10 protein-coding genes are annotated in these 12,206 nt (G+C 69.8%); 2 read left to right on the plus strand and 8 right to left on the minus strand.

Annotation, left to right across the window (positions count from 1 at the left end; all coding sequences use genetic code 11):
• Positions 1-189: 189 nt before the first annotated feature.
• From zomB to glf, 5 genes are read right to left on the minus strand one after another with little or no spacing between them, the layout of a single operon-like run.
• Complete coding sequence (gene zomB / locus A5694_RS15250; RefSeq protein WP_064922659.1) at positions 190-2,199, minus strand: flagellar motor control protein ZomB; 2,010 nt, start codon at positions 2,197-2,199, stop codon at positions 190-192.
• A complete protein-coding gene (locus tag A5694_RS15255; protein WP_064922660.1) occupies positions 2,177-3,088 on the minus strand; it encodes a decaprenyl-phosphate phosphoribosyltransferase in 912 nt (303 codons plus the stop codon). Before A5694_RS15255 ends, zomB begins: the two co-directional genes overlap by 23 nt.
• Complete coding sequence (locus A5694_RS15260; RefSeq protein WP_064922661.1) at positions 3,081-3,617, minus strand: phosphatase PAP2 family protein; 537 nt, start codon at positions 3,615-3,617, stop codon at positions 3,081-3,083. Before A5694_RS15260 ends, A5694_RS15255 begins: the two co-directional genes overlap by 8 nt.
• Entirely contained in the window at positions 3,610-5,493 is a 1,884-nt protein-coding gene (locus A5694_RS15265) for a glycosyltransferase (RefSeq protein WP_064922662.1), read from the minus strand. The genes A5694_RS15260 and A5694_RS15265 overlap by 8 nt, the downstream gene beginning before the upstream one ends.
• Positions 5,490-6,692 (minus strand): UDP-galactopyranose mutase, encoded by a 1,203-nt coding sequence (gene glf / locus A5694_RS15270; RefSeq protein ID WP_064922663.1) that lies wholly within the window; start codon positions 6,690-6,692, stop codon positions 5,490-5,492. Before glf ends, A5694_RS15265 begins: the two co-directional genes overlap by 4 nt.
• Before the next feature lie 338 nt (positions 6,693-7,030).
• On the opposite strand from glf, the gene A5694_RS15275 reads away from it, so the two are divergent.
• Together A5694_RS15275 and A5694_RS15280 are read left to right on the plus strand one after the other, a co-directional pair.
• Positions 7,031-7,903: a hypothetical protein gene (locus A5694_RS15275; RefSeq protein ID WP_064922664.1), complete on the plus strand. Its 873-nt coding sequence runs from the start codon at positions 7,031-7,033 to the stop codon at positions 7,901-7,903.
• A gap of 153 nt (positions 7,904-8,056) precedes the next feature.
• On the plus strand, positions 8,057-9,748 hold the full coding sequence (locus A5694_RS15280; protein WP_064922665.1) for an N-acetylmuramoyl-L-alanine amidase: 1,692 nt from the start codon (positions 8,057-8,059) through the stop codon (positions 9,746-9,748).
• A gap of 60 nt (positions 9,749-9,808) precedes the next feature.
• Here A5694_RS15280 and A5694_RS15285 read toward each other — a convergent pair whose 3' ends face one another.
• The 3 genes from A5694_RS15285 to A5694_RS15295 are packed head-to-tail and all read right to left on the minus strand — an operon-like array spanning position 9,809 to position 12,200.
• Positions 9,809-10,630 carry a Cof-type HAD-IIB family hydrolase gene (locus A5694_RS15285; protein ID WP_064922666.1) on the minus strand — a complete coding sequence of 274 codons (822 nt, stop codon included), beginning with the start codon at positions 10,628-10,630 and terminating at the stop codon, positions 9,809-9,811.
• Positions 10,630-11,424 carry a lysophospholipid acyltransferase family protein gene (locus tag A5694_RS15290; RefSeq protein WP_064922667.1) on the minus strand — a complete coding sequence of 265 codons (795 nt, stop codon included), beginning with the start codon at positions 11,422-11,424 and terminating at the stop codon, positions 10,630-10,632. Before A5694_RS15290 ends, A5694_RS15285 begins: the two co-directional genes overlap by 1 nt.
• A 2-nt stretch (positions 11,425-11,426) precedes the next feature.
• Positions 11,427-12,200, minus strand: a complete 774-nt coding sequence (locus A5694_RS15295; protein WP_064922668.1) for a lysophospholipid acyltransferase family protein — start codon at positions 12,198-12,200, stop codon at positions 11,427-11,429.
• Positions 12,201-12,206: the final 6 nt, after the last annotated feature.

Here is a 12,206-nt window from a genome sequence, read left to right on the forward strand (position 1 = left end):
CCACGGATCTCTTACGGTTCTGGCACGCGACCGGTGAATCGGCCCGAACCGGTCTTTTCCGTGCCCGGCGCGCTGCGCTCGGGAGGCCATTGCAGCCGGTGAGACCGGACGCGGCCGGTAGCTGCGACGGGCAGAACATGACGTCGATCACATTTTCGGCCGTGGACGTTCGCTGGCGGTTGGGCGCCGTCACGGGACGTCGGGCGGCATCCCGGTATAGGGCGGGCGGGTCGGTTCGGGCACGGCCAGGCCGCATCGGATCAGTTCGTCGCGCGGCACCCGGTCGATCCGGTACCGGGTGTAGCTCGCCGAATGCAGCACGTTGGACAGGAACCGGCGTGGGCCCATCGGCGCGCGCACCGATCCCAGCACCGCCGCGGTATCGGGGCAGCGCAGGGCGGCCTCTGCCTGGGCGATCCAGTCCTGATCCAGGTAGCCCGGGATCAGCGGATACCACTTGGCCCACGGGCCGTCGGCCACCACCCAGTCCCGGAACAGGTCCTTGTCGTGGCCGATCCGGCCGTGTTCGAGCCGTTCGGTATGCGCCGCAATCGGATTGGCCAATCCGATCTGGTCGAGCAGCCGGACGTCGAGGCCGGTGTTCATGCCCAGCATGCCCAGGTTGGTGAAGAAGACGGTGTGCGGTCCGCCGTCATCGGGATGCTCGGGGACGCCGATCCCCGGTGGCGGCGGCAGGATGACCGGGACGACGTCCCACTGGTCATAGTTGCCCGAGGGCAGCAGCAGCGCGCCGTCGGGGGTGGCCGCGATCGTGGTCAGCACCGCGCGCATCCGCGGGTAACCGAGGTAGTCGGCGGCGGTCAGCGGGTGGGCGTGGCCGGTGGCCTGCGAGTAGAACCGGCGCTCGTCGACGATGCCGGAGTAGGTGACCCGGGTCGCGTCGTAGCCCATTCCCGGGGAGTTGGCCGCCCACAACGCCCAGCCGGCCACGGCCAGCCACAGCAGGCCCACCGCGCCGCTGAGCGGGTAACCGGCCTCCCGGTGAAAGCGCGCCCCGTCGGGCAGCTGGACCGGGATGACGGCCACCGGGGCCAGCAGGCAGAACAGCGGTGCCAGCAGCACCCGGCCGTGCATGAAGTCGCCGCCCTGGCGAATCCAGTAGGCGCCCTGCAGCACACCGCTGAGTACGAAGAAGCAGACCACCGCACCCGGGCTCTGCACCAGCCGGGCCCAGGTGCCGACGCCGCGGGGCACCGGGCGGCGGGGACGGTAGCGCACTGCGGCGCCCACCCACAGCGCCGCACCCAGCGCCGTCAACAGCACTGCGGGCACCCACAATGCGTAGGGCGCGTTGAAGTTCGCCAGGTAGATCATCCCTTGCGACCACTTGTCGCCGGCGGCGTCCTTGGCCAGCGCGGTGCCCGGCACCAGCAGCGCGTAGTAGCCCATCCGGAAGATCTGGTAGGCCACCGGCAGTGCGCCGCCGGCCACCAGGATCAGCGCCCGGGGTCGCCAGTCCCGCGCCGCGATCAGCAGCATGATCAGCACGCCGCCGCCGATCAGCGCCAGCTCGGGGCGCACCAGCACGCTGCAGCCCGCCACGAACGCCAGCGCGGCGGTGAATCGCGTTCCGCGGGCTCGGGATCGGGGCATCCGCAGCGCCTGCGACCAGCAGACCAGCATCCACCACAACAGCCCCAGGTAAGCCAGCACCAGCCCGCTCTCCAGCCCGGAGGTGGCGAAGTCCCGGGCGGGCGGCACCGCGATGTAGACCAGTGCCCCGGCCGGCAGCAGCAGCGCGCGGCGGCCCTGCAGCCCCGGCGCGTACAGCCGGGTGGCGCCGAACATCAGCAGCGCCACCCCGGCCAGGCTGAGCGCCAGCGCGAACGTCAGAGCTACGTACTCCATGCGCACCGGCCCGCCCAGCCAGCTGCCGACATACATCAGGTAGGTCCATGCCGTGGAGGTGTTGGCCTCCACCCGTTCGCCGGCGTTGAAGACCGGCCCGTTGCCGGCCAACAGGTTTCGCACGGTGCGCAGCACGATCAGTCCGTCATCGGAGATCCAGCGCCGCCGCCACGCGCCGATGCCGAACAGCAGCAACACGATGGCCACCCCGGCCCACGAACTCAGCCGCACCGACGTGCTGTAGGCGACCGCCGGCCAGCCCAGCGGCCGGACCCGGGGGTCCGGCGATCCGCCGAGCGCCGACCGGCTAACCGAAAGCGACGGCAGCACCGATGGTTCCGATCCAGGCCAACGCCATCAACTGCAGCACCCGGTCGCGCCGCAGGATGTCCTCGGGCTCACCGGCCATGCCACCGTCGACGTCGACCGCATACCGCAGGATCGCGATGGTGATCGGGATGATCGACACCGCGTACCAGGAACCCGACCCGCTGTCGCGCTCGAAGGCGAACAGGCTGTAGCAGACCAACATCGCGGTGGCCGAGGCCGTCCACACGAAACGCAGGTAGGTGCCGGTGTAGCTCTCCAACGATTTGCGGATCTTGGCGCCGGTCTGCTCGGCGAGCTGCAGTTCGGCGTAGCGTTTACCGGCCACCATGAACAGTGACCCGAATGCCATCACCAACAAAAACCACTGCGACAGGTAGATGCTGGTGGCTGCGCCCCCGGCGATGGCCCGCAGCAGATACGCCGACGACACGATGCAGATATCCAGCACCGCTTGGTGTTTGAGCCCGAAGCAGTAGGCCAGTTGCATGGCGAGGTAGATCGCCATCACCAGCGCCAGATTGGGGCTGAGCCACCAAGACACGGCCAGCGAGGCCACGCCCAGCACGATCGCCAGGCCGTAGGCCAGCGGCTCGGGGACCACTCCGGCCGCGATCGGCCGGAACCGCTTGGTGGGGTGCGCCCGGTCGGCTTCCACATCGCGTGCGTCGTTGACCAGGTAGATCGCCGAGGCCGCCAGCGAGAACACCACGAAGGCGATCAATACCTTGAACGCCAGGTCGGCGTAGTCGTAGTGCACACCGCGGCCCAGCGCGCCCAGGGGCGCCGCCACCACCAGCACGTTCTTCACCCACTGGCGGGGCCGCATCGCCTTGATGGCTCCGGTGACCAGGTTGGCCGGCGGGCCCGCCACCCGGGTGTCCTCACTCATAGCGCGACTCCATCCGTTGCACGGCTGCGGCGACCGCGGCTCCCACCAGCACGCCGGTGGCGACATCGCTGGGGTAGTGCACCCCCAGCACCATGCGCGACAACGCCATCGGCGGCACCAGCACCGCCGGCAGCGCCCACCCGCGCAGGCCGGCCGCCCGTCCCACCAGCACCGCCGCGGCGGTGGTGGAGGTGGCGTGCGCGGAGGGGAAGCTCAGCCGGCTGGGCGTGGCGACATTGACCGCGATCGCCGGGTGGTGCGGCCGTTCGCGGCGCACCAGCCGCTTGATCACCACCGCGGCTGCGTGCGCGGCGAAGGCCCCCGCGCCGGCGGCCAGCCAGGCCCGGCGCCGACGCGGCTGCGCCAGCGCACCGAGCGCCGACACCGCCAGCCAGCCCAGGCTGTGCTCCCCGAAGTGCGACAACGTCCGCGCCGTCGGTAGCACGCCGCTGCGGCCGGTGAGCGCGGACTGCACGGCGACCAGCACGGCGTCCTCACCGTGCGGCGGGCCGACCGCCGGTTCAGTCATGGCTCTCCAACAGGACCGTCTCCCATTGCTGTTTGCTGGCCAGCTGCGGCAGGGCCCGGCGGTAGGCCCGGCGCAGGTCGTCGAAGCGGCGGCCCAGCTGGTACTGGCGGCGCAGCGACTCGCGCAGCAGGGCGAACATCTTCTCCCGGTCGCGCTGACGGTAGACCACGCCACGTCCGTCGGCGGTGGTGACGGTGACGCCGTCCTGGGTGCACAGCAGAAACCACCGGGCGTCCTGAGTGGGCACGTTGAGCTGCGGGCGCTGATGGTGCTCGGCCGCGGTGGCCTTGAGATTGTGAGCGATGCCGCGGGCCAGCCGGTAACCGATCGACAGCGGCTGCACCGGCGGGTGCATCGGCCTGCGGCGCTGCGACGGGGCGGGCAGCTGGCTGGCCGCCGGCAGCACCACCGCGTCGGGATAGTTCTTGCGCAACGCGTGGACGTCCGGCAGCGCCGACTCCAGGATCGAGAAGATGTGCTCGGGGCCGGCCATGAAGTCGTCCAGCGCCTTGTTCTGCACGGCGACCGTCGAATACTCCAGGCAGGCAAGGTGTTTCAACGTCGCCTTGAGGTGGCTGCGGATCAGACCGGAGATCTTGCCGTCCCAGTGCAGCGCAGCCACCATCAACCGGTTGCGCAGGTGGAAGTAGGCCTGCCAGTCGATCGCGTCGTCCTTGTCGCTCCAGGCCATGTGCCAGATCGCCGCGCCCGGCAGGGTGACCGTGGGGTAGCCGTGCTTGCCGGCCCGCAGCCCGTACTCGGCGTCGTCCCACTTGATGAACGACGGCACCGGCTGGCCAACCTCCTCGGCGACGGCGCGCGGGATCATGCACATCCACCAGCCGTTGAAGTCGACGTCGATGCGCCGGTGCAGCTCGGGGCTTTCGGCCAGCGACTTTTCGGCGAAGTTGTGGTCGTACTCGGTGTGCGGGGCGTTGGTCCACATGAACACGTCGGGGTCGACGACCTCGCCCATGACGTGCAGGTGCGACGGCTCCTGCAGGTTGAGCATGTGCCCACCGACCAGAGTGGGTGTCTTGGCGAACCGGCTCAGGGCGAGTGCCCGCAGGATCGAGTCCGGTTCGATGCGGATGTCGTCGTCCATGAACAGGATCTGTTCGCAGCCGGTGTTTTTCAGCGCCTCATACATCACCCGGCTATAGCCGCCGGAGCCGCCGAGGTTGGGCTGGTCGTGGACCGACAGCCGGTCGCCCAGGGCGGCGGCCGCCGCGGGAAAGCCCGGATGGTCACGCACTTTGCGGGTGCCCTGGTCCGGGACGATCACCGCGCTGATCACCTCGTCGACGCACGTGTCGGAGGTGAGCGCGGTCAGCGCGTTGACGCAGTCCTCGGGCCGGTTGAACGTGGGGATCCCGACGGCGACGTCAGCGCGCCCGGGCGCTTCGGTCGGCGCGTACCAGCCACCGCCGATCAGTGTGACCGCGGTGTCGGTGGTGATGTCGAACCAGATCCAGCCGCCGTCCTCGAAGGGCTGCAGGCCGACCTCGAACTCGATGATCGCCGGGGTGCCACTGCCGTCAAAGGGCTTGCCGTCCACCGCGATCCGCGCACCGGTCGCCTTGGAGCGGTAGACATCCACGCGACCGGACCCGGTGAGCTCCAGGCGCAGCACCACCGACTCCACCGTCGACCAGCGGCGCCAGTAGGAGGCCGGGAAGGCGTTGAAGTACGTCGCGAACGACACCTCCGACTCCTCGCCGATCTCCAGGCTTGTGCGGGTGAGCGGATGCGCCCGGCGGCTGTTGGTCTCCGACTCCTCGATGTAGAGCTTGCGGACGTCCAGCGGCTCACCGTGGCGTGGCAGGATGATTCGCGAAAGTCGGCTCACCGCACGCGAACTCGTGGCCTTGGTCATCGGTTGTTTTCCCTGTTGTTCTCGTGCAGCGCAACACCGTCGGCGAGGTGCGGCGCCAGGATGTTGTCGTACATGCTCAGCGCACTGGCGATGGCCATGTGCATGTCCAGATATTGATAGGTGCCCAGCCGCCCGCCGAAGAGCACCTTCGCCGACTCCATCTCGGCCTTGGCCAGCCGGCGGTAGGCCTCGACCATGGCACGGTCGTCGGGGGTGTTGATGGGGTAGTACGGCTCGTCATCGTCACGCGCGAATCGACCGTATTCGCGCATGATCACCGTCTTGTCGGTCGGATAGGACCGTTCCGGGTGGAAGTGCCGGAATTCGTGGATGCGGGTGTAGGGCACGTCGGCGTCGTTGTAGTTCATCACCGGGGTGCCCTGGAAATCCCCGGTCGGCAGCACCTCGACCTCGAAGTCCAGGGTGCGCCAGCCGAGCCGGCCTTCGGCGTAGTCGAAGTAACGGTCCAGCGGTCCGGTGTAGACCACCGGCGCGTCCGGACTGGCCACCCGAAGCTCGTCGCGGACGTCGAACCAGTCGGTCTCCAGGCGGACCTCGATGTTGTCGTGCGCCGCCATGTTCTCCAGCCACGCGGTGTAGCCGTCGACCGGCAGCCCCTCGTAGGTGTCGTTGAAGTAGCGGTTGTCGAAGGTGTAGCGCACCGGCAGCCGGGTGATGTTGGCCGCGGGCAGCTCGGTGGGGTCGGTCTCCCACTGCTTGGCGGTGTAGTGCTTGACGAATGCTTCGTAGAGCGGGCGGCCGATCAGGCTGATCGCCTTTTCCTCGAAGTTCTTCGCCTCCTTGGTGTCGACCTCGGCGGCCTGCTCGGCGATCAGCGCCCGGGCCTCGTCCGGGGTGAAGTAGCGGCCGAAGAACTGCGACACCAGGCCCAGTCCCATCGGGAACTGGTAGGCCTGCCCGTTGTGCATGGCGAAGACCCGGTGCTGGTAGCCGGTGAAGTCGGTGAACTGCCGCACGTAGTCCCAGACCCGCTTATTAGAGGTATGGAACAGGTGGGCGCCGTATTTGTGGACCTCGATGCCGGTCTGGGGCTCGGCCTCGGAGTAGGCGTTGCCGCCGATGTGGTGGCGCTTCTCGACGACGAGGACACGCTTGCCGAGCTGCGTGGCTGCGCGCTCGGCGATGGTCAGGCCGAAGAATCCAGAACCCACAACGAAGAGGTCAAAACGAGCGGTCATCGGCGCCAAGGGTATCTGAACAGCGGCCGCGAGCAGCGTCGGCGCCCCGCCGCCTGCCCCGTCCGGTCGGCCCCGCCGCCGGCCGGGCCGCCGCGTGCCGCGCCGCCCGGACCGCGAGATTGCGCTCACGCAGGCAAAACGCCCCGATCGCCTGCACCAGGGCGATCTCGGCGCGCAGCCGGGGCCTCCGCACTGCGGGAAAGCGCTGGTCGCAGTTTCCTCACGATTCGATCTCGTCACTCTATTCACAAGAGTCACACGCGTACCGTCGACCGGGTAGGCAGTAAACGCCCGTGCGGCTCCCCGGGCCGAGGGCAAAACATATTGAGGAGACTTCCGTGCCGAACCGCCGTCGACGCAGGCTCTCGACCACCATGAGCGCAGTCGCCGCCCTGGCGGTCGCGAGTCCGTTTGCAGTTGTCGCTGTATCCGAGCTGGCGGCCCGCGCCAACGCACCGCAGCACCACGACTTCGTTGCGGCCGCATCGGTGGCCGACCTGCCCAATGAGCTGATCTCGGCCCTGTCGCAGGGCCTGTCCCAGTTCGGAGTGAACCTTCCGCCGGTGCCCGGCTTCGGGGGCGGGACGGGTTCGTTGACCTCGCCGGGGATGTACCCCGCCTCGCCGGGGATGTACCCGGCGTCGCCGGGCCTGACCTCGCCCGGCCTGACGCCGGGGCTGACCTCGCCCGGCCTGACGCCCGGGCTGACCTCGCCGGGGCTGACCGACCCGTCGCTGACCACCCCGTCACTGTCGACGCCGCCGGTGGGCACCCCCGGGGTGACCACCTCCGGCCTGACCTCGCCGGGGCTGACCACGCCGTCGCTGGGCACGCCCGGGCTGACCTCACCGGGTCTGACCACACCGTCGCTGTCCGACTCGTCGCTGACCAGCCCCGGGCTCACCAGCCCCGGTCTGACCAGCCCGGACACCGGCCTGCTGGGTGCCGGCGACATGCCGCTCACCTCTCCGGTGGGCCTGGACCCGGGTCTCGACGGCACCTACCCGATCCTCGGCGACCCCTCGCTGGGCATGCCGGAGAGCAGTGGGAGCGGCGGCGTCGTCAGCGACCTGATGAGTGCGGCCAACCAGCTGGGTGCCGGACAGGCCATCGATCTGCTCAAGGGTGTGGTGATCCCGTCCATCGCGCAGGCCGCGCAAGGTGCCGCGCCGGCCGCCGCGGCCGCACCCGCCCCGCTGCCGGCCCCCTGATCCCAAGGAGACCTGTTTCCCTAACGGCACCGCAGAGTCAGCCCGCCCAGCCGGGCACCCGTGAGACTCTGCGGTGCCGTTAACAATGGGGCCGCTCGACAAGGCCGCGTGTCGCATCACTAACAACACAAGGCACATACGTAACATCAGCACGTGCCAACCCGTCGTCCGCCGCCGACGATCAAGCTGACCGCCACCGTCGCGACCGTGCTGATCCTGCCGTGGGCGGTGGCCGATGGACCGGGATCTCAGCCGGCTGTCATCTCAAAGACGCCGAGCGCCGCCGCCACCAAGCTGAACCACCAACCGCTGCCCGATCTGGAACCGGGGACCACCGTCCGTGAGCTCACCCAGGACGAGCCGTTCACCATGGTCGCGCTCACCGGTGCCGACTTGAGCGGCACCACGGCAAAGATTCGCGCCCAACGCGCCGACGGGTCGTGGGGGCCCTGGTACGCCACCGCCCATGAGGCCGCCGACCATGGCCCGGCGGTCGATCACGCGCCCGCCCCGGGCCCGCAGGGCACCGAGCCGGTATTCGTCGGCCGCACCACCGCGGTGCAGATCGCGGTCACCCGGCCGGCCCGCGCTGCGAAAGCACACCCCGAACCGGCGGCCCCGGCAACGCCGAAGCCCAAATCCGGTGCCGCACAGCCCAAGCCCGATCTCGGCTACATCCCGGCCACCGCCGAACAGCCGTTCGCGCAGAACATCTCCGCGGTGTTGATCACCCCACCGAAAGCCCCGGTCGATGCCCAGTGGTCGCCGCCGAGCGCGGTGCTGGCACCGGGACAGCCGCCCAACATCATCCCGCGCAGCCAGTGGGGTGCCGGTGCGCGCGGCCGGTGCGGCAAGCCGGTGGAGAGCGGCCCGGTCCAGGCGGCGGTGGTGCATCACACCGCGGGCTCCAACGACTACTCCCCCGAGGACTCCGCGGCGATCATCCGGGCCATCTACGCCTACCACACCCGAACCCTGGGCTGGTGCGACATCGGCTACAACGCGCTGGTGGACAAGTACGGCCAGGTGTTCGAGGGCCGAGCCGGCGGCGTCACCAAGGGCATCGTGGGCAGCCATGCCGGCGGGTTCAACAAGAACACCTGGGGGGTGTCAATGATCGGCACCTTCGACGACGCCCCTCCCCCACCGATTCAGCTCGAGACCGTCGGCCGGTTGCTGGGCTGGCGACTCGGGTTGGACCGCACCGACCCGCGGGGCACCGCGCAGCTGACCTCCGGCGGCGGCTCGTCCACCCACTTTCCCCGCGGCTCGGCGCTGACACTGCCGGCGATCATCGGCCACCGCGACCTCGACGCGACCGAGTGCCCCGGCGAACAGGGCTACGTCGCTCTCAACGAGATCCGCGAGATCGCGGCCCGCTTCGGCGACCCGCCCGGTCCTGAGGACCTCGCCAGGACGATGCAGGGCGGCGCCATCCACGCCCGCTGGCTGGAGCTGGGCGGCGCCGACGGCCTGCTCGGCGCCGTCACCTCGCCGGAGGCGATCGGCGCGGGTTCCACCAAGTACGCCACCTTCGAGCACGGCGCGGTGTACTGGTCACCGGAGACCGGCGCCCAGCCGGTCACCGGGGCGATCTACGACGCCTGGGCATCGCTGGGCTACGAGCGCGGCATGCTGGGGCTGCCCACCAGCGGCGAGATCCCCGAACCGGAGTGGATCGGCCAGAACTTCCAGCACGGCACGCTGAACTACCACCGGGCCAGCGGCAGCGTCATCCGGGTCATCGACGGCAACGCCGAAGAGCTGCCGCCACCGCCGCCGGAGGGCCCGCCGGTGCAGTTGGAGCGCTTCTCCCGGGTGGTCGATCCGTTCCCGGTCGGCTAGCCCCGTTGACTCTGCGGCCAGGGCGGAAAAGCGCGAGAAGACCCCGCCCTCAGCGCAGAGTCAACGCGCAAAAATGCGTTCCAGCACCCGCGCCAGTCCGTCATCGGTGTTGGGCGCGGTGATCTCGGCGGCGGCGGCCAGCACCTCCGGATGCGCATTGCCCATCGCCACGCCGTGCCCCGCCGCCAGCAACATCGGCAGGTCGTTGGGCATGTCGCCGAAGGCCACCACCTGCTCGACGCCGATGCCCAGCGGCGCGATCAGCTCCTCGATGCCGGTGGCCTTGGTGATACCGGCCGGCACCACCTCGACCAGGCCGTTGTTGGTGGAGTAGGTCAGCTCCGCGGCGCTGCCGATATGCGGCGCCAACTGGGCCGCCATGTCGGCGCTGGCCGCCCCCGCCTTGCGGATCAGCAGCTTGATCGCCGGCTGCGACAGCAGGTCCTCTTTCGAAACCTCAGTGTTGTCCGGATTGAGCCAGGCGTGTTCGTAGCCCGGTGAACTGACGAATTGCGGCGTCGCCGCGTCGTGTGCGCGCTCGCCGATGCGTTCCACCGCCAGGCCGGCGCCGGGGATGATGCGGCCGACGACCTCGGCCAGCTTGACCAGGCTGTCGGCCGACAACGTGCGCGCCGAGATCACCCGGTCGGTGTCGGGGTCATAGATGACCGCGCCGTTGGCGCACACCGCCAACGGGGCGAACCCGAGCGCGTCGACGACCGGCGGGATCCAGCGTGGTGGGCGCCCGGTCGCCAGGACGAAGCCGGATCCAGCTTCAATGGCGGCGTGCACCGCCGCCCGGGTGCGGGCGGTGATGTTCTCGGTGTCGTCGAGCAGGGTGCCGTCGACGTCGCTGGCAATCAGCGCGGGGAGATCGTGCATCAATGCCGACTCAGACCGGCCAGCGCGCGCCGAAGCCGGCCACCGTTGCCCTGCTCCAGCCGTTTGCGATCGCGTTCGGCGAGCTCGGCTTCGCGCATCGCCAGGGCTTCGGCCATGGTGGGGGCGCTGCCGCCGAGCCGGCGCGGCACCCAGTAGGCGCCGGCCGGGTGCGGGTACTCCAGTTGCGCCTGTTCGAGCATTGCGGCCATGGTGTCACGCAGCTCGGCGGTGGCCGCCACGATGTCGTCGGAGACGTCTATCGGCCGGCCGATCTTCACCAGCACCGGAACGTGGTTGCGCCACAGCTGCTTGGGGTGATCTTTGGTCCATACCCGCTGAATACCCCAGACGATGACCGGGATGATCGGGACACCGGCGGCGTGGGCCATCCGGGCGGCGCCGGTCTTGAACTCGCGCAGTTCGAAGCTGCGGCTGATGGTGGCCTCGGGGTGCAGGCCGACCAGCTCGCCCTCGCGCAGCCGCTGGACAGCCACGTCGTAGGCACCGGCCCCGGCGGAGCGGTCGACCGGGATCAGCTTGATGTGCTTGATCACGTAGTTGATCACCGGCACCTCGGTCATCTCGGCCTTGATCATGAACCGCAGCCGGCGGTGCCGCCGCAGCGCCGCGATCGAGGCCGGATACCAGTCCAGGTAGCTGGTGTGGTTGAGGGTCAGCACCGCCCCGCCGCGTTCGGGGATGTTCTCCAGGCCCTCGAAGGTCGGGTGGGGCCCGTTGGCCTTCGCCAGCGCCGGGATCACGATCTCCAAAGTGCGGAAGAGGGGTTCAGCCATGCTCACTGCTCCATGCTCGAGGGGTCCGGCCGGCCACCCGCGCCCCTACGCGCCCGCTGGGCCAGTTCCCGTTCGTCGAGAACCCTGGCCTCCTCCGGGGTGGGTGCGGCGCCGCCCATGCGTCGCGGCACCCAGTACTGGCCTGCCGGGTGCGGATATTCCTGCTGGACCGCGGCCAGCATCGGCGCCATCTGCGCACGCAGCGCGGCGCTGAGCGTCGCGGCGTCGCCGGCCGGCGTCAGCGGCGGGCCCGCCAGCACGGTGATCGGCATCCTGCTGCCGATCAACCGGGCCCTCGGGTGGTCTTTGGTCCACAGCCGGTGGGCGCCCCAGACGATCAGTGGGACGATCGGCACCTGCGCCTCGATGGCCATCCGGGCGGCGCCGGACTTGAATTCCTTGAGCTCGAAGCTGCGGCTGATGGTGGCCTCGGGGTAGACGCCGACCACCTCCCCAGAGCGCAGCGCGGCCACCGCATGCCGGTAGGCATCGGATCCGGCGCCGCGATCCACCGGGATGGTGCCGGTGTGGTTGATCAGAAAGTTCACCACCCGGACCTGCTGCATCTCGGCTTTGATCATGAATCGCATCCGCCGGCCCCGGCGATAGACCGCCAGCGCCGCCGGCAAGAAGTCGACGTAGCCGGTGTGATTGATTGCGATCACCGCGCCGCCCTCGGCTGGGATGTGCTCCAGCCCGCCGAAATCGATGCGGGCGCCGGTGACCTTCACCGCGGTCACCGCTGCCAGCTCCAGCGCACGAAAAACCGGCTGCATGCAGGC

The sequence above is a fragment of the Mycolicibacter sinensis genome (assembly GCF_001667945.1).
Classification (GTDB): domain Bacteria; phylum Actinomycetota; class Actinomycetes; order Mycobacteriales; family Mycobacteriaceae; genus Mycobacterium; species Mycobacterium sinense_B.

Excerpts from the sequence above, each read along its gene's own strand:
- A5694_RS15255 (WP_064922660.1), bottom strand. The coding sequence starts at position 3,088 with ATGAGTGAGGACACCCGGGTGGCGGGCCCGCCGGCCAACCTGGTCACC.
- A5694_RS15260 (WP_064922661.1), bottom strand. The coding sequence starts at position 3,617 with ATGACTGAACCGGCGGTCGGCCCGCCGCACGGTGAGGACGCCGTGCTG.
- A5694_RS15265 (WP_064922662.1), bottom strand. The coding sequence starts at position 5,493 with ATGACCAAGGCCACGAGTTCGCGTGCGGTGAGCCGACTTTCGCGAATC.
- glf (WP_064922663.1), bottom strand. The coding sequence starts at position 6,692 with ATGACCGCTCGTTTTGACCTCTTCGTTGTGGGTTCTGGATTCTTCGGC.
- A5694_RS15285 (WP_064922666.1), bottom strand. The coding sequence starts at position 10,630 with ATGCACGATCTCCCCGCGCTGATTGCCAGCGACGTCGACGGCACCCTG.
- A5694_RS15290 (WP_064922667.1), bottom strand. The coding sequence starts at position 11,424 with ATGGCTGAACCCCTCTTCCGCACTTTGGAGATCGTGATCCCGGCGCTG.
- A5694_RS15295 (WP_064922668.1), bottom strand. The coding sequence starts at position 12,200 with ATGCAGCCGGTTTTTCGTGCGCTGGAGCTGGCAGCGGTGACCGCGGTG.